Origin of the sequence: Bacillus sp. FSL H8-0545, assembly GCF_038006105.1 — a bacterium.
GTDB classification, from domain to species: domain Bacteria; phylum Bacillota; class Bacilli; order Bacillales; family Bacillaceae_G; genus Bacillus_A; species Bacillus_A cereus_U.
Genome location: NZ_JBBOUO010000001.1, coordinates 2,480,699 through 2,496,207 on the forward strand (window position 1 = coordinate 2,480,699; position 15,509 = coordinate 2,496,207).

The window sequence follows — 15,509 nt, forward strand, 5'->3', positions numbered from 1 at the left end:
TTCATGTTATTTTTTCTCAATAACTGCATCAACAATTCCATATTCCTTCGCTTCTTCTGCCGTCATAAAATAATCTCTTTCTGTATCATGAGCTACCTTTTCTACTGGTTGCCCTGTTCGATCAGATATGATTTTGTTAATATCATGTTTTAACTTTAATATTCTTTTTGCTGTAATTTCAATCTCCGTTGCTTGCCCTTTTACACCACCGAGCGGTTGATGAATCATGATTTCACTGTTAGGGAGCGCAAATCTTTTTCCCTTTGCGCCAGCTAATAGTAAAAGCGCACCAAATGATGCCGCAAAGCCCATACAAAGTGTTTGCACATCTGGTTTAATAAGGTTCATCGTATCTAATATTGCAAATCCCGCTGTCGTTGAACCGCCCGGACTATTGATATACAGGAATATATCTTTTTCTGCATCTTCCGCTTCTAAAAATAATAATTGTGCTACTACACTGCTTGCAACTTGATCGTTAATTTCTGAACCAATCATAATAATTCGGTCTTTTAATAATCTTGAATATATATCATAGGAGCGTTCTCCTAATTTCGTTTGTTCTACTACGTAAGGAATTGCATTCATATTAAATCCCTCCATCTATTTTATGCCGCACTAAGCATACAACTGTAAGAAGAAGGTTTTTTCATACTGAAGAATAACACCGGTTGTATTGATGGTAACTTAGTGAAATCTATTGTTGGGAGAAGTTTCGTCAACAATTCAGGTCTTTCTTCACGAATAGAAGTTACAACGATTTCAACATCATCCGTGTACTCCACTATTTCAATCCCTTCTTCACTTACCGTTTTCAGCCTATTTCTACTCCTAAATAACGATGCTTTCACTGCACCTTCTGATACCGAACATACTTTAGCAATATCCGCGATACTATATTGAAAAACATCCTTTAATAATAAAATTACGGATTGTTGCACATTTAACGAAGATAATACTTTCCCTACCATTTCATGCAAATCTGCAATTTTTTCATGTGGTTCTTCAAATGTATTTTGCTGTTCTAACTTTTCTTGAACGGATTTTGATTTCATTTGATCTAACCATTGATTTCGAGCAATTTTATACAGAAGCGTTATACAAATTTTCTTCTCACTATACTTTTGAAGAACTTTGCAAATTGCTTCTTGGGCAAGGTCTTCCCCATCCCATTTATTCTTCGTCAAAAACGTACAGTACCTTTTTACCTCTGCATAATGTTCAATCAATAAATTTATATTTGAATGATTCATATCGATATGATCCTTTAAAACCTGAGTTACTTTTGTGCACAAAATAACCACTCCTTTTCAGCGCTTACTTATTAAACGATTGAACAAATAAAAAAGTTACGGGGCTTATAATAAATTTTATGTTTATGTTCATGAATACGGGTCATAAATATGTTATATAGCATTTTACATGAGGAGGAATCAATTTGCCAAAATTAACAGTTGAAGGTACCGGAACTTTTGATGTTGAGGAAGGGACAAAACTAGTATTAGCACTTGAAGATAACGGTGTACACATTCTTCATCGTTGCGGTGGCAAAGCAAGATGTACAACTTGCCGAGTTGAAGTCATTGCAGGTGATTTTTGTGAGGCTACAAATGATGAAAAACAAGCTATTACGGAAAAAGGAATTGAAGACCACTTACGATTATCGTGCCAAATGCGTGTACATAAAGATATTACTGTTCGCCCTATACTTACAGTTGAAAATTCCGGTTTAGATGCTGGACCACGTCCGGCGGAGTAAAATGATGAATTTAAAACAGCTAGCCGGTGAATATGCTGCTGGCTTTGTAAAAGATGGTATGAAGGTTGGAGTTGGTACGGGTTCAACTGTATATTGGACAATACAAAAGTTAGGTCAACATGTAAAAGAAGGGTTATCTATTCAAGCTGTACCGACATCAAAAGAAACTGAAGCATTAGCAAAACAACTATCTATTCCGTTAATCTCTTTAAATGAAGCCGATATACTCGATCTCACAATCGATGGAGCAGATGAAATCAATAATGATTTACAATTAATAAAAGGTGGCGGTGGTGCATTACTTCGCGAAAAAATTGTTGCCACCTCCTCTAAAGAACTTATTATTATTGCAGATGAATCCAAACTCGTTTCACACTTAGGTGCCTTTCCACTTCCTATTGAAATCATCCCCTTCTCTTGGAAGCAAACTGAAAAGAGAGTTCAATCTTTAGGATACGAAACACGTTTACGTATGAAAGATGGCGGACCATTTATAACTGATAACGGCAATTTAATTATTGATTGTATTTTTCCAAACAAAATATTGAATCCAAATGACACACATACAGGGTTAAAGATGATTACCGGTGTAGTTGAAACAGGATTATTTATCAATATGACGAACAAAGCGATCATCGGAACAAAAAACGGGATAAAAGAATATTAACCATTTTAAAGGCTGACTTTTGCAAGTCAGTTTTTTATTTTTCATAGTATAACATTACAGTATGATATACTATGAAAACACATTCATATCACACTAGAAAGGGCTGAACAATTTGCAATCCAAACTCATAACAGAACTTACTGATTTAGAAACTGCCTTTTACATTCGAAAAGAAGTATTCGTAAAAGAGCAAGGTGTCCCTCTTGAGGATGAATTCGATACATATGACCAAATTGGCGAGACATGCAAACATATATTAGTTTATTATAATGAACTTCCTGTAGGAACTGGCCGTATACGATTCATTGACGGAATGGGTAAACTAGAACGAATTTGTATTTTAAAAGACTATCGCAAATACGGATTAGGAAAAGTAATCATTCAAAAGTTAGAAGAGATTGCTCGTAACAAAGAAGCAAACAAAGTGAGACTACACGGTCAAACACAAGCTGCAGGATTTTATGAAAAATTAGGCTATCAAACTTCTTCTGATGTATTTATGGAAGATGGAATTCCGCACATACTTATGATGAAGGAATTGGCGTGATAAAAAGGGTATTATATGAATCCATACTGCAGGTTCATATAATACCCTTTTGTGTCCTATTCGTTTGTTTCATGAAACTTATCATATTCTTTACTGTAATGGATTTTTAATTTTTGTATTAAACTTGCATATTTTTCAGTTCACTACCGACCTATACATACAAAAATCTCATCAACAGCTTGCATATCCCCACCTGTTTTCCGGAAAGACTCCTTCATCTTTAAAGCAGTTTCTTTAAACGATGATTGTCCTAAAACAAGCGCTACACTTTCACGTAGTTGAGTCTCCGTTAATCCTTGCATTTGTAATGTAACTCCTGCCCCGAGATTCTCCACTTGATTCGCGATTACTGGCTGATCTGCACTTTGCGGAATTACAATTAGTGGCACCCCATTATAAAGTCCTTCATGTGTACTATTCATTCCACCGTGTGTAATAAATAATTTTGTATATGTAAGTACCTCAATTTGTGGAACATAATTTTTCACAATGAAGTTTTTAGGAATCTCACCTAAATCACTTATTTTAGTCTTTTCACCGATAGACATAACAATAGTATAATCGGTATTCTCAAACGCTTTAAAACAAAGTTTATAGAAAGTAATGGACTCGTTAAAAACCGTACCTAGTGAAATATAAATGAGACTTTTCCCTTCGATTGTAGTAAAATCGAAGTTTTCTTTTCTTAATTGTGTAGAAATAGATGGTCCTACAAATTTATATGATTCATCAAAAGTTTCTCCAAAAGGTTGGAACTCCCTAGTTGTATAAACAATTGTAAGTGATGCAGGATTACAGAAAACTTCATAAGGTGATTTAATTTCAACACCATATTTTTCTTTAATTCCTATTGTTAAGTTTTGATAATCATTTTTAATTTTTTCAATAGATTCATCTCGGATATTTTTCGAAAGATGTTCTAACATTATTGTGAATGATTTTTCATCCTGCGCAAAAGATGTACATGAATTAATTGCTGGCAGCTTAAGAATTTGAGCAATTAGATGTCCACAGCCAAACATAGAATCGTGAATGATGTAATCAAAATGTTCTCCTTCAATTTGTTCAAGAACACTCGGTATAATAACATCTGCTGTATGTAAAAGACCATTTATTCTTTCTGGTAAATAATTTCGACCACCGGAAAGAAAAGCTTTTATAAACTTTTGGTCGTCAATTGTTCGTACAGTAGCCCCTGTTTTTTCAATACGCTCCCTGAAAGCTTCTATTGAAAAATAAACTACCTCTTCACCGCGGGAAATTAGTTCTTCTACAACTTTAATGGTTGGATTAATATGACCTTCTGATCCAGCGTTAATGAATAAAACACGTGCCAATGTAAACACTCCTTAGGTTAAATGATTTCTATGTTGTCATTAGGAGTACAGACACTTTCCGTACTCCTATCTTTTATTCTCCTTCTAAATGGACCTAGCAAGCCTAAAACCAAGATCATCTATATGAAATGTAGGATGGCTACGGCGGCGACAAGTAGCACCGCAACCTCTCGCTTCTTCAGCCCAGCTACCGCCTCGGAAAATTCGGTACGATCCGTACACTTTTTCATCATACAAATCATAGCACCATTCCCAAACGTTCCCCAACATATCATATAATCCCCATGCATTCGGTTCTTTTTTACCGACCTCATGAATATGTCCATCTGAATTTTCATTATACCAAGCAATCTCTTTAAGCTCTCCATATATGTATCCAGTAGTTCCTGCCTTACACGCATATTGCCACTCTGCTTCAGAAGGTAATCGGTAGCCGTTTGAATCTAAGTTACAACTAACAATTTGATCGTCATCACTAATAGAATAATACTCTTTTAATCCCGCTTTTTTTGAAAGTAAATTACAAAACGCAATTGCATCATTCCATGAGATATTTACAACTGGTTTATTATTATCTTTGAATATATTTGATGTATTATTCGTAATAGCATCATATACTTCCATCGTTACAGCATATTTTGCAAGAAGAAATGGTTTAACTTGAACTTTCCATTCCTTTTTTATTCGATCATCTCTTAATACTACCTCTCCTGTTGGAACTTTTACCATAAAAGAATCAGTCGAGCGAATGATTTCATTCAATATTATCCCTCCAATTCAAAATGGAACATAATTTAATTCTTTTAATGCACTAATTTATACTTACCGTACTTCCTTTAAGAATCGTTGAACCTCACTTGGTGTTTTTAAAATAATAACTCTTTTATGCTTTTTTAATTGATCCAGTCTTGTTATAATTGCAGGTCTTTTCGACTTAGGATATTCCCATATCCGGTCTTGTTTTATTCCGATATTGCACAATTCTTTTAAAAGCACGATAAACACATATTGTTCTATGAATATCAAGAAAGATAATTGTATCAGCTGCGTTAATTCTTATGTCCATTGTCCCGCCATAATTCCCATCAATAATCCACTTTTCTTCTTTAATTAAGTCATTTTGAACTGTTCTTTGTTCCTCCCTCGGAACACCTTCCCAATTCGGTTTCCAAAATAACGCATCAAGATGATACACCTGTATTTTTAGTTTATTTCCTAACAGCCTTGCTAATGTAGATTTTCCTGAACCACCAGAACCAATTAATATAATTTTTTTCATATGAGTACGATTCTTTCTATAGATTCTTCAATATCTTCCTTATTAGCAAAAATCCATAAAAACATCTCTTCATTTAACTTTAGTAAATCTTTTAACTGAACAAAATAAGTAATAAATATAACTTGAATTGAAAGCATTACATACCAAATTGATTTTAGTTCTTCTCTCGTTAAAATGTTTTGCTTATAATATCCTTTAAAAATTCCACTTACAATTTGTAACCATTTCCCTCTTAATGTTTCATCACTAAATATCTCACTTAAAATACTTGTACAGCAATAGCATAAATCGAATACTCTAACGTTTTCTTCTAGAAGTTCAAAATCGATAAACCCTTGAAAATCACTTTCTTTAAAGATTACATTTGATAAGTGCATATCGCGATGAATAATTTGTTTCGGTAATGAGTGAACCGTTTCCTTGAAAGTTGTATGTATTTGATCCATTTTTTGAATTACATTCCGATGAACATGCTCATTCTTTACTAAATTCGGTAACGCCCATTCGTATACCACTTTATATAACTCTCTTTTTATTAACTCGTTAGCACTATTCACTGAATTTAGTTCGTGATGTAAATTAGCTATTTCCTCTCCAATTGTACTTCCTAGCACTTTTAGCTTTTCTGTATCTTTTATTTCTAGTACACTTCCGGCAACATATTCGTACAAACAATAATTCTTCTCTCTATAAAATACGTACCTTTCATCATTTCTCGTTTTCACTAATTTTTGTACTTTAACTCTTTTTTCATCAAGCTGTTCTAATACATTTAGTTCAACTAGAAACTGTTTTATCGATCCCTTTTCCTTTAAAATATACGCTTTTTTATTACAATGAATCTTCGTTACGTTAGGTTGAATTTCAGTAGCTGTGACATCTTTATCTTGAAACCAAAACTTTGCAATTTCCAGTGCATGCTCCATATACAAATCCCCCTTTTTTAAATCTCTTATTTCTTCCGTAACATAAACTCAAAAAACATTCCTACACCAACACCAATTGTATAAGCCACTAAATCACTCCATAAAAATCCGTACCCTAATACGAGTCCACCTAAAGTCGTTGCACGAATACTATCTATCCAAGCCGCATGGTACAATTGGCTAATTTCAATCCCATAACAAAATAGCAAACTAATAAAAGCTAATTTCTTCGTTTCTATTTTAGGAAATAAAAAGCCAAATCCAGTGAAAATCATTAATGCCCATAATGCATCCCCTAAGTAGTCATTTAATAGATCAGGTAATGCAAAAGCAAACTTTCTTGAACTAAGACCTAAAATAATAACAACTATAATAAACACTGCATATAGTAATCTATTTCGTTTCGTATTCATTTCAAAATCCCCTATTTTATAATTTAAAACTGTAAATAGCTAGTAAAATATAATCATTTTACTAGCTATTTATGGTCGACTTCACTTTGTATTTAATCCATTATCTCTTGCTGCTTTTTCTTTGAAAATGATTGTAGTACTAAATCATACGACCAATCTATCATCTTATTAATTTGTTCTTTCCCTACATCTTTATGTATGTACACTGTATTCCAATGCTTTTTATTCATATGATATCCAGGAATAATCGTTTCTGGATAATCTTCTCTTATTCGCAAAGCAAGTTCCGGATCACACTTTAATGTAATCGCAGCTTTTTCACCTTCTTCATGGTTCACTATCGCAAATATTTTATTATTGAGTCTCATACATGTTGCACTCCAGCCATCTGGAGAATCTTCTGTCGCTTTTCTTTTCGATAAACAATACTCTCTCGTTGCATTCATTCTTCTAGCACCTCTTATTCTTTCACTATTTGATTACTATGCATCACAATTTGCTTTGTCGCTTGAAATTGCTGTTCACCATAAAACTTTATTAGTTTCTCTCCGCAAAATAGACTAACAATATCAATATGAGAAATCTCTTTCAGTAACATTGTTAGCATCTTCTCACCAATTCCTTTATTTCTTACACTCTCATGGACGACAACATCTTCTATGTACGCTCGAAAAACACCATCAGAAACAACTCTAGCAAATCCAATTAATTCGTTATCTTCCCATACTCCAATTGCTATACTATTCTTTAACATTTTTTCAATATCGATTTCTTTTCTTTCTGGCCACCAGCCGATAGAATCGTAAAGCTTCTTTATTTTCTCTGCACAGATTGGTTGTTCATGTTGTAATTTATACGTGTACATATTATTTTTCCCACCAACTAGTATACATAATATTATTATAATCTCTTTTCTAAAAAGTGTTGACTATGACCTTTCGGGTGATTTTCAACAACACCATATTCTCGGTAACCATGCTTTTTATAGAAGTCTGGTGCTTGGAAACTAAATGAATCTAGTAATATTAGTCTACACCCTTTTTCCTTTGCAATTTCTTCAATTTTATGTAACAATTGACTGCCGTATCCATCATGGCGAACTGATTCATCAACCCATAAAAAATCGATATGAAGGTGATAAAAATACATCGTTCCTGTTACGCCGCCAAAGATTTTCCCTTCCTCATCTTTCACTACGAAACTTACTTGCTCCATCGGTTGTTTTACTTCATCTGTTAAGATAGACATGTTATATTGAATTACTTTATTTTTTATGTATTCGCCTTCAGTACGAGTACCGTTCTCTATGCGTTTCATATATTTCTTCCTTTCAACGTAGTAAGCTACATTTAATTTTTATTTCTTTTCTTTAAAATACTAATAAATACAAATCCGCCATATATAACAAAGCATGAAAAACCAATTATCCCTGGTACAGAGACATAGCCTTTTCTTGCATAACTTATAACTGCAAAACTAACGATTGACAATAAAATAGATGACCAAAATATAAGAGCTGTTTTTCTTCGTCTCTGTTTCGATGTACTTTCTCTCTCTTCAGAAATACGAGTGCCAAAAAGCAATACAATACAAATGAGTATCGCTGCAAAGTAAATTGTATCTAATGACAAATTGTGATCGTATAGTGCGATTCCAACTTCCAAAGCAATAATCGTTACAATTAATATGATGATCGTTGAAATTTTTAAATTTCTTTTCAATCGCTCACTCCTAGCATGCTTTCACTATATTCTTTGTATATGTATTTCAAAGCTGTTGTAATAGTTTCATCAACCTCTATATTATGAACTCGCTCGGGTAAATCTTTCCCTCCAATTACATAAAGAAACGGGAGTTCATTAAACATTCCCATTATACCAATATTTATTGTAGTGGTGGGCAACCCACCTGTCTGACAGTCTGCATATTCATTCCTCTTTTTATATCATTTTATCATCTTCTCAAAATTCGATATTAAATTTTAAAACCCCTTTTTTTGTTAAACCATATTTGTGCTTACAACAAAAAGGTAGCATGAAATTCCTTCATACTACCTTTTGAAAATAATGAACTATAAACTATTATTTACAAGGTACAGCTCTTACCTTCCGATAATAATCTCTTTATAATTATCGGAACGAACATTTCTATTCCTCCGCAGGATTTTTTGGCCCATTAAGCTCCAATTGATAAAAAGCTAAGTCTAACCATCTATTGAATTTATAACCAGCCTTTTTTATTGTCCCTGAATGAACAAACCCAAAGTTTTTATGCATAGCAATACTTTTTTCATTTTCTGCATCAATCCCAGCAATTAACGTCATATATTCTCTTTCCTGTGCAATAGCTATTAGTTCTTTCATTAAAGACGTCCCAATTCCATTTTTTCTATATTCCTTATCAACATATATCGAATGTTCAACTGAATATTTATAAGCAGGCCATGCCCTAAATGGACCGAATGTTGCAAATCCCACTACTTTATTATCTAGTTCGTATACTAAAATTGGATAACCGTCAGTCTTTTTTTGTTCATACCAATCTATTCTATTTTCAAGGGTTACAGGTTTATAAGCATATACAGCTGTTGTATAAACTATCGCATCATTATAAATATCTAAAATACATGCTAAATCTTTTTTCGTTGCTTCCCTTATCATTGTTTTCTTCCTTTCATAATGGTTATCTTCTAAATGGTTTCATATTATCGGAATTCCTGATTCATTTCCACATACGAATACTAGCTTTTCGGAAACCATCAAATATATTTATTGCAGCAGACAGTGTGTAAATAAAAATTCCACCGCCGATTAACCACGTTTTAAATTCCTCTGGGGACATAGTAAACACATTTGCCACATACGTAATAAATCCTTCGTTAAATAAATGCGAATTTACTACAATTACAATGAATACTATTGTTCCAGCTACTTGAAGAATAGCATTCCCAATTGCCAACCTTTGCGTCCATTGTCCTTGTACTAATTTATAAAGTGATATACCTATTTCGAAAACGATCATAATAACAACGATTGGCCAGTACTGGAGTAAAACATCTTGATTGAAAGTTGGCGCGACAAAATTCAGTCCATTTTCAGTACCTTCATATACGCCTACAAGATGATTGGCATAAAAATAAAGCGTTGCCCATACTGCCGTCCACATCAGCCCTCCAAAAACTTCAAACTTTGAAATCGCCTTTTTCTTCGGGATATACGAGATGCTTTTCAAATCATCTGGTGTCCATTTTTTAAAACTTGTTGTTAATGGGTGCGCATCTTTTTCCTTATCCGTTCTTTCTAAAATAGCAAAAACAATTGTTACCCAGAAAAATACTTGGAGACCTACTTCCAATGTCCTTCCAATGCCTTCACCTATCATTTTTAAAATTACATTTAATACCGCCTGATCACCACTATAGCCAATAAAATTTTCTGCAACCATTGAAATAAGCGCAATAACAACCGCAATCGGTATAATCATTTTTAATAAAGTCATATACACATCAAAATAACGTGGTCCAATTAAATGCATCGGTCTATCCAAGTACCCATTAGCCAATGAGACTGGACTCCCTAATTTTTCAAGAACACTTTTTTCATCGTCTTCATTATAATCATCAGGTAACATATCCTCGATTGTTGACCGTAGTTCAAGTATAATATCTTCACGATTTTTTTCAGGTAATCTCTTCGCAACTTCCTCGACGTAGATATCAATCAAACTCATTCTCGTCCTCCTCCTTCAATAGGTTATAAAGTTCTTTCGAATCCTTTATCCATTCCTTTTTCAACTGTAAAAATATCTCTAATCCATATTCACTTAAAACATAATACTTTCGAGGTCTACTCTCCGTTTTATCCCAACTACTCGTCACTAGTTCTTGCTTTTCTAATCGGCGAAGTAGTGGATATAAAGTACTTTGATCAATTATAATCCCCGATTGCTCCAATAATTGGACCAGTGAATATCCATACTGCGGCGTTCTTAATTGGCTTAAAACCGCTAATGCTAATGTCCCTCTTCTTAGCTCAGTAATTAACGAATTTAATAAAGCATCCATTTATTCACCTCATTTCCATTACTATATGTCATACAGTATATGTTTTATACTATGTATCGTACAGTATTAGTGTGACAAAAACAATGATTATTTACCAAAAAAATACATAATTAAAAGCACAAACTATATGATTTGTGCTTTTCTAGCCAACTTAAATATCTATAACACGCTTAACTTTGTATCTCTGGTAATATAAACTCTCCTTTTTCTTTAGAAAATGGGACAACCTCTACAATCGCCTCAACATTGATTACTCCATATACATGCGGGTATTCTTGACCGTTTGAAGCAAGTTCATATTTTATTTCTGCTTTTACCAGGGATGGATTAATTGTAAGTAATAAAACCTCTTCTTCATGATTAAAATGTTTTTGAGCAACTTTTAAAGCTTGATCTAATAATGAACAATGAATAAACCCCTCATCTTTAAGAGAGGCTTCATTAATTTCTCCAGTTGTTTTTGCGACTTCCCAATTTCTTTTCGTTATTACTTTTGTAATCATACTCATTCTCTCCCCTATCTTTATATAGAAAAACAAGAGGATTTTCTGTTTATTACTAGAAAGTCCTCTTGAAGTTTTTATTTATTTTTACCCCTTAATTAAAGGTGATGCTTCCCCGCCATGGAAAATCCATAAATCATGAAGAGATCTCGTACATCCAACATACAATAACTTCGCATCATGTTTTGTATTTTTGTAATGCTCCTCATCAACGTCGATTAGAAGTACTGCATCAAATTCTAAACCTTTTGCTAAGTAGACAGGCACTACCGAAATACCACCCTCGTATTTACTTTGATCTGCTTCAATGACATTAACAGTCAACCCTGCATTTGTTAACTTCTCATATATATCACGGCATTCATCATCTGTTCTTCCAATTACCGCGATTGTTTTCACATCTTCATTTTGCAAATGCTGTAATGTCTTCAAAACTTCAGTAAATTGATCCTCTGCATGAATTACCTTTACTTCTTCACCACTACGGAAAACAGGTGTAGCAAGCCCTACAGGAATTTCTGCATTTTTAATTATTTCATTCGCAAATTCAATAATTTCTTTTGTCGAACGATAACTTCTCGTCAGTTCATAATAACCTGTTTCTTGAAAGACTTCCTTAAAGGCATTCCAGTCTTCAATTCCTTGATAATCATAAATTGCTTGCGATAAATCACCTAATATAGTGAAAGAATTACCTAGTGTAATTTCTTTTAGTACATAAACTTGGAATGGTGAGAAGTCCTGCGCTTCATCAATAACGACGTGATGAAACTTCTGTCCGATTTCAATACCTGTTATGCGATGATGTATGTAAATTAAAGCAGGTAAATCTTCTACATACACTTCTTTTTTACGACAATTCTTTTCTGTTTCTTGCACTAATTCTTCAGGTAATACGTCGAGTATTTCTTTACTTTTCAACATTGAACTGTATAGTGAAAGTGGGCTCATCTTTGGCCAAAAATTCATATATGTGTTCAATCTCTTTGTCGCTTCTTTTTTTAGTAACTTTTTCTCGTTTGTTTCTCCAAACTTTTTAAGTTCAATTTCAATCCAGCGCTTCATACGGCCGACTAAACGTTCTCTTCTTTTCTTTAATGGATAATGTTTATATTCAACTTGCATCCATTTTTTAACGTCTTCCACTGGAATAACTGCTTTATCCCACGCCTCAAAATCTTTTGTCGGTACTAAATCTTTTTCAAATTGAACCATTCTCTCTTCAATAAACGACTTAAATTCCAGTGTGCCTTTCAATTTACCGAGCATAACCTTTTTTTCATCACGATTAATTGAAAAAGCTTCTTTCAATTTTTCTTCTGTCTGCTTCAGTTTCACCGAACCATCTAACGTACGTAATGCCCAATCTGGAAACGTTGTTTGACTAATATTGCCTACACCTAATTCAGGAAGTACACTCGAAATATAGTCTAAAAACAAACTGTTTGGAGCAAATACAATCATTCTCTCCGCCTCTAGTTGTTCACGGTATTCATAAATTAAAAAAGCAAGGCGATGTAAAGCGATCGTTGTTTTTCCGCTTCCCGCAACCCCTTGAATTAATAATGGTAAGTTTCTTTCCGCACGAATAATATTATTTTGCTCCGATTGTATAGTCGAAACGATATCTTTCAATTTATTATCTTTATTCTCACCTAATCGATATAGAAGAAAATCATCAGCATGCGATACATCTTCATTTCCTTTCACATATGTATCAACAACACGTTCAAGCTCTCTTTTTCGAATAGAAATATTTCTTTTTAAATAAACATCGCCTTCTACTAACCCGTCTGGTGAATGATAAAACGCTAATTCTTCTCCACCGGTAAATGAATAAAACATACTTGCGACAGGTGCTCGCCAATCAATAACCATCGGTTTCATCGTATCTTTATCTGAAACACCTACTTTACCGATGTAAATCGGCATAACATCTTCTTTGCCATCCTCCTGGAAGTCTAATCTTCCAAAGTACGGCTCTTGCACACCAATACGTAAGTTTTGTCTATTAGACTCCCTCATACTTTCAAGAATTTGCTCTTTAAAATCTTCTCCATAATAAACCGGGATTTTTTCAAGCTGCTCTAATTGCTCATCCATCGTACATAAAATATCTTTCATTTTCTGTAATTCTTCTTCAAATATGTTACTCATTTGATGATTCCCTCCTGTCCGTTCCAATTTTTTCAGTCGAGATATAATTCTATAAAAAACACAATCATAAAGTCAATAGTTTAAGTGAGAATTTTCCAAAATAAAGAAAAGGTAGGGATAAGCCCATACCCATCAGCTAAGATTTTGAAGTATCCTCAAAGGAAATTTTTTCTCTATATTTATTTATGAGAATTACATTCATTTTTTTGTTTTGGGGAACAATCAATTTTTCACTTACATGCAGGAATTACATACTTACCAAATAAGTCTAAAGATGAAAGCACTTTATGATGTTCTAATCCACCAAAATTCATTACTGCCATAAAATTCGTAACACCTATTTCACTGTAGGACTGAATTTGTTTAATAACTTCATCAGGACTTCCTATTACTGGATCGAATTTATGTTTAAGGTCTTCATATGAAATATTCGTCCCACGCGGAGTATTCATAAATAGTTGATAAGGACCTTTTGCATTTGATTCAGCATCTGCATATGTTTCACCAACATGAACATGAAATGCAATAGGGATTTCCAACTCTTCTGGATTACCGTATCCTGACTTTAGATACGTATTCTTGTAAGTATCAATCAGCTTTGCTAATTCATCTCGTGATTTACTAAACCCAAGCCCCATGAAATTGTTTCCCATACTAGCAACATGATTAACACCTTTTTCACTAGAGGTTGCAATCCAATGAGGCGGAAACGGAGCTTGTGTTGGCTGAACATTAAGCCTAAGGTCTTTGTATTGAAAAAAGTTCCCTTGATGAGAAAAAATCTTGCCTGACCATGCCTTACGTAGCACTTCTAGAGACTCGTTAAAACGCTCGGTTTTGTCCTCCAATGAAATATTATAACCATCAAATTCCTTCTGTGCATATCCACTACCTAGCCCCAAGTCTAATCTTCCGTTTGATAAAAGATCAACCATCGCATAATCTTCAGCAACTCGTATAGGGTTGTGTAATGGCAGTACTGAAACACCCACACCGAGGCGAATTCTATTCGTTCTTTGAGATACCGCAGCGAGCAGAACTGCTGGAGAAGGATTAATACCAAAATCTGAGAAGTGATGTTCTGCAAACCATACCCCATCAAAATTCACTTCTTCAGCCCGAACGGCTTGCTCTAATACCTCATTATAGAATTGTTTAGGTGTTCGGGATAATCGATTGGGGTAATTATCAAATATGGTTAATGTACTAAATTTCATTTAATATCGCTCCTGATACTTTATATTCATTTCTATATTTCATAGATCTTTTACATAAAATCTAAATGGTATTATTAATATTCTAGTTATCCGAATCATTCCACTTACGACTTATTTCTAGGCCATAATCCATATCGTAAACTTCTTTTATGGCTTTAACTTTTTCAAGACTTTCATCGCTAAACACAGGTTTGTTTTCAAAAGAATGAAGAACAATTCTTTCAAGAAGAACACCTAATGAAATATCATGATATTCTGCCATCGCTTTCAAAACTTTTACCATTCTTTTTTCCATCCTAATTCCAGTTTGCACACGTTCAACTTTAATTTTTATATTCTTTTCATTTATTTGCTCATTATTTTGTTTCATAATTTCACATCCTTACCGCAAATAATACTATTTTGTTACCTTGATAACAATGTAACATTATAACACCGATGCATATTTTGTCAATTGTGTCATTTTATTATTGGTTAAACATAATAGGTTCTCGCCTATTACTATTATCAAGATAATGTAAATTTGTATCCATATAACGAAAAAAAACGCTATTCTTTTTATAGGAATATAAAAAATGAGAAATTCGACTGAAAACAAAATAAAAAGCAGATAATGAATTATTCCATTATCTGCTTACCAA

At 33.5% G+C, this 15,509-nt stretch carries 20 protein-coding genes and 2 pseudogenes; 3 read left to right on the top strand and 19 right to left on the bottom strand.

The window, feature by feature from the left end:
• Positions 1-6: 6 nt before the first annotated feature.
• Together clpP and MHI07_RS12940 are read right to left on the bottom strand one after the other, a co-directional pair.
• Positions 7-588, bottom strand: coding sequence for an ATP-dependent Clp endopeptidase proteolytic subunit ClpP (gene clpP, locus MHI07_RS12935; RefSeq protein ID WP_016105067.1), 582 nt, complete (start codon positions 586-588; stop codon positions 7-9).
• A 20-nt stretch (positions 589-608) separates the two neighbouring features.
• Positions 609-1,295: an RNA polymerase subunit sigma-70 gene (locus tag MHI07_RS12940; protein WP_002161519.1), complete on the bottom strand. Its 687-nt coding sequence runs from the start codon at positions 1,293-1,295 to the stop codon at positions 609-611.
• A gap of 143 nt (positions 1,296-1,438) precedes the next feature.
• On the opposite strand from MHI07_RS12940, the gene MHI07_RS12945 reads away from it, so the two are divergent.
• The 3 genes from MHI07_RS12945 (at position 1,439) to MHI07_RS12955 (ending at position 2,973) form a co-directional block, all read left to right on the top strand.
• Positions 1,439-1,759: a 2Fe-2S iron-sulfur cluster-binding protein gene (locus MHI07_RS12945; protein WP_002110280.1), complete on the top strand. Its 321-nt coding sequence runs from the start codon at positions 1,439-1,441 to the stop codon at positions 1,757-1,759.
• A 4-nt stretch (positions 1,760-1,763) separates the two neighbouring features.
• A complete protein-coding gene (rpiA, locus tag MHI07_RS12950; protein WP_340824200.1) occupies positions 1,764-2,426 on the top strand; it encodes a ribose 5-phosphate isomerase A in 663 nt (220 codons plus the stop codon).
• 112 nt (positions 2,427-2,538) lie between these two features.
• Entirely contained in the window at positions 2,539-2,973 is a 435-nt protein-coding gene (locus MHI07_RS12955; RefSeq protein WP_215578690.1) for a GNAT family N-acetyltransferase, read from the top strand.
• A gap of 143 nt (positions 2,974-3,116) precedes the next feature.
• Here MHI07_RS12955 and MHI07_RS12960 read toward each other — a convergent pair whose 3' ends face one another.
• The 17 genes and pseudogenes from MHI07_RS12960 to MHI07_RS13040 all read right to left on the bottom strand — a co-directional run bounded on the left by MHI07_RS12960 (position 3,117) and on the right by MHI07_RS13040 (position 15,238).
• Positions 3,117-4,310, bottom strand: a complete 1,194-nt coding sequence (locus MHI07_RS12960) for a macrolide family glycosyltransferase (protein WP_340824203.1) — start codon at positions 4,308-4,310, stop codon at positions 3,117-3,119.
• Between the two features lie 84 nt (positions 4,311-4,394).
• Positions 4,395-5,039 carry a formylglycine-generating enzyme family protein gene (locus MHI07_RS12965; RefSeq protein ID WP_435868777.1) on the bottom strand — a complete coding sequence of 215 codons (645 nt, stop codon included), beginning with the start codon at positions 5,037-5,039 and terminating at the stop codon, positions 4,395-4,397.
• Positions 5,040-5,132: 93 nt separating this feature from the next.
• Positions 5,133-5,589 (bottom strand): annotated as a pseudogene (locus MHI07_RS12970) (DNA topology modulation protein).
• The gene (locus MHI07_RS12975) at positions 5,586-6,515 is read right to left on the bottom strand and encodes a phosphotransferase enzyme family protein (protein ID WP_340824205.1); all 930 of its coding nucleotides are present in this window, start codon (positions 6,513-6,515) and stop codon (positions 5,586-5,588) included. Before MHI07_RS12975 ends, MHI07_RS12970 begins: the two are co-directional and overlap by 4 nt.
• A 26-nt stretch (positions 6,516-6,541) precedes the next feature.
• Positions 6,542-6,928, bottom strand: coding sequence for a ribosomal maturation YjgA family protein (locus MHI07_RS12980; RefSeq protein WP_215578696.1), 387 nt, complete (start codon positions 6,926-6,928; stop codon positions 6,542-6,544).
• A 92-nt stretch (positions 6,929-7,020) separates the two neighbouring features.
• Positions 7,021-7,374 carry an MmcQ/YjbR family DNA-binding protein gene (locus MHI07_RS12985; protein WP_215578698.1) on the bottom strand — a complete coding sequence of 118 codons (354 nt, stop codon included), beginning with the start codon at positions 7,372-7,374 and terminating at the stop codon, positions 7,021-7,023.
• Between the two features lie 14 nt (positions 7,375-7,388).
• Positions 7,389-7,793 carry a GNAT family N-acetyltransferase gene (locus tag MHI07_RS12990; RefSeq protein WP_340824211.1) on the bottom strand — a complete coding sequence of 135 codons (405 nt, stop codon included), beginning with the start codon at positions 7,791-7,793 and terminating at the stop codon, positions 7,389-7,391.
• 35 nt (positions 7,794-7,828) lie between these two features.
• Positions 7,829-8,245, bottom strand: coding sequence for a GNAT family N-acetyltransferase (locus MHI07_RS12995; protein ID WP_215578700.1), 417 nt, complete (start codon positions 8,243-8,245; stop codon positions 7,829-7,831).
• Between the two features lie 32 nt (positions 8,246-8,277).
• Positions 8,278-8,649, bottom strand: coding sequence for a hypothetical protein (locus tag MHI07_RS13000; protein WP_215578702.1), 372 nt, complete (start codon positions 8,647-8,649; stop codon positions 8,278-8,280).
• A pseudogene (locus MHI07_RS13005) lies at positions 8,646-8,840 on the bottom strand (serine hydrolase); the annotation flags it as partial. The pseudogene MHI07_RS13005 and the gene MHI07_RS13000, both read right to left, overlap by 4 nt.
• Before the next feature lie 235 nt (positions 8,841-9,075).
• A complete protein-coding gene (locus tag MHI07_RS13010) occupies positions 9,076-9,588 on the bottom strand; it encodes a GNAT family N-acetyltransferase (protein ID WP_215578704.1) in 513 nt (170 codons plus the stop codon).
• A gap of 61 nt (positions 9,589-9,649) precedes the next feature.
• Complete coding sequence (locus tag MHI07_RS13015) at positions 9,650-10,657, bottom strand: HAAS signaling domain-containing protein (protein ID WP_002200244.1); 1,008 nt, start codon at positions 10,655-10,657, stop codon at positions 9,650-9,652.
• A complete protein-coding gene (locus MHI07_RS13020; protein ID WP_215578706.1) occupies positions 10,644-10,991 on the bottom strand; it encodes a PadR family transcriptional regulator in 348 nt (115 codons plus the stop codon). Before MHI07_RS13020 ends, MHI07_RS13015 begins: the two co-directional genes overlap by 14 nt.
• Before the next feature lie 170 nt (positions 10,992-11,161).
• Positions 11,162-11,494, bottom strand: a complete 333-nt coding sequence (locus MHI07_RS13025; protein WP_215578708.1) for a DUF952 domain-containing protein — start codon at positions 11,492-11,494, stop codon at positions 11,162-11,164.
• Between the two features lie 87 nt (positions 11,495-11,581).
• On the bottom strand, positions 11,582-13,651 hold the full coding sequence (locus MHI07_RS13030) for a HelD family protein (RefSeq protein ID WP_340824220.1): 2,070 nt from the start codon (positions 13,649-13,651) through the stop codon (positions 11,582-11,584).
• 230 nt (positions 13,652-13,881) lie between these two features.
• Positions 13,882-14,868 carry an LLM class flavin-dependent oxidoreductase gene (locus MHI07_RS13035; RefSeq protein WP_215578712.1) on the bottom strand — a complete coding sequence of 329 codons (987 nt, stop codon included), beginning with the start codon at positions 14,866-14,868 and terminating at the stop codon, positions 13,882-13,884.
• Between the two features lie 82 nt (positions 14,869-14,950).
• Positions 14,951-15,238, bottom strand: a complete 288-nt coding sequence (locus MHI07_RS13040; RefSeq protein WP_088229249.1) for a hypothetical protein — start codon at positions 15,236-15,238, stop codon at positions 14,951-14,953.
• Positions 15,239-15,509 lie beyond the last annotated feature (271 nt).

Coding starts and splice junctions, on each gene's coding strand:
- MHI07_RS12965 (WP_435868777.1), bottom strand. CDS start 5,039: ATGGTAAAAGTTCCAACAGGAGAGGTAGTATTAAGAGATGATCGAATA.
- MHI07_RS13035 (WP_215578712.1), bottom strand. CDS start 14,868: ATGAAATTTAGTACATTAACCATATTTGATAATTACCCCAATCGATTA.
- MHI07_RS13020 (WP_215578706.1), bottom strand. CDS start 10,991: ATGGATGCTTTATTAAATTCGTTAATTACTGAGCTAAGAAGAGGGACA.
- MHI07_RS13040 (WP_088229249.1), bottom strand. CDS start 15,238: ATGAAACAAAATAATGAGCAAATAAATGAAAAGAATATAAAAATTAAA.
- MHI07_RS12975 (WP_340824205.1), bottom strand. CDS start 6,515: ATGGAGCATGCACTGGAAATTGCAAAGTTTTGGTTTCAAGATAAAGAT.
- MHI07_RS12985 (WP_215578698.1), bottom strand. CDS start 7,374: ATGAATGCAACGAGAGAGTATTGTTTATCGAAAAGAAAAGCGACAGAA.
- rpiA (WP_340824200.1), top strand. CDS start 1,764: ATGAATTTAAAACAGCTAGCCGGTGAATATGCTGCTGGCTTTGTAAAA.
- MHI07_RS13030 (WP_340824220.1), bottom strand. CDS start 13,651: ATGAGTAACATATTTGAAGAAGAATTACAGAAAATGAAAGATATTTTA.
- MHI07_RS13015 (WP_002200244.1), bottom strand. CDS start 10,657: ATGAGTTTGATTGATATCTACGTCGAGGAAGTTGCGAAGAGATTACCT.
- clpP (WP_016105067.1), bottom strand. CDS start 588: ATGAATGCAATTCCTTACGTAGTAGAACAAACGAAATTAGGAGAACGC.
- MHI07_RS12980 (WP_215578696.1), bottom strand. CDS start 6,928: ATGAATACGAAACGAAATAGATTACTATATGCAGTGTTTATTATAGTT.
- MHI07_RS12990 (WP_340824211.1), bottom strand. CDS start 7,793: ATGTACACGTATAAATTACAACATGAACAACCAATCTGTGCAGAGAAA.
- MHI07_RS13010 (WP_215578704.1), bottom strand. CDS start 9,588: ATGATAAGGGAAGCAACGAAAAAAGATTTAGCATGTATTTTAGATATT.
- MHI07_RS12995 (WP_215578700.1), bottom strand. CDS start 8,245: ATGAAACGCATAGAGAACGGTACTCGTACTGAAGGCGAATACATAAAA.
- MHI07_RS13025 (WP_215578708.1), bottom strand. CDS start 11,494: ATGATTACAAAAGTAATAACGAAAAGAAATTGGGAAGTCGCAAAAACA.